General features: G+C 48.6%; 1 protein-coding gene. It reads left to right on the top strand.

From position 1 onward, the window contains the following. Positions 1 to 60 precede the first annotated feature (60 nt). A partial coding sequence (locus QWY28_RS23455) for a C1 family peptidase (protein ID WP_300955323.1) occupies positions 61 to 292 on the top strand: 232 nt, incomplete at its 3' end.

Here is a 292-nt window from a genome sequence, read left to right as displayed (position 1 = left end):
TCGAGAACTTGCTACGACACTTCCCTCAACTACAAAGACTCCTTGACTTTCGGACAAGATGTGAGCAGTTTCAGCAACGCGAAGCAAATTCAATTGGAGATCTATAAGAACGGACCGGTGGAAGCTGCCTTCACAGTATACGAAGATTTCCTGAGCTATAAGTCTGGTGTTTACCAAGCAACTAGCTCACAAGCGCTTGGAGGCCACGCAATTAAGATCCTCGGATGGGGCGTCGAAAACAATACTCCGTATTGGTTGGTTGCCAACTCCTGGAACACCGACTGGGGCGACA

This window comes from Nocardioides oceani (assembly GCF_030412965.1).
Classification (GTDB): Bacteria; Actinomycetota; Actinomycetes; order Propionibacteriales; family Nocardioidaceae; genus Nocardioides; species Nocardioides oceani.
The sequence above is the reverse complement of the archived record's forward strand: the minus strand, read 5'-3'. Positions and strand labels throughout refer to the sequence as shown.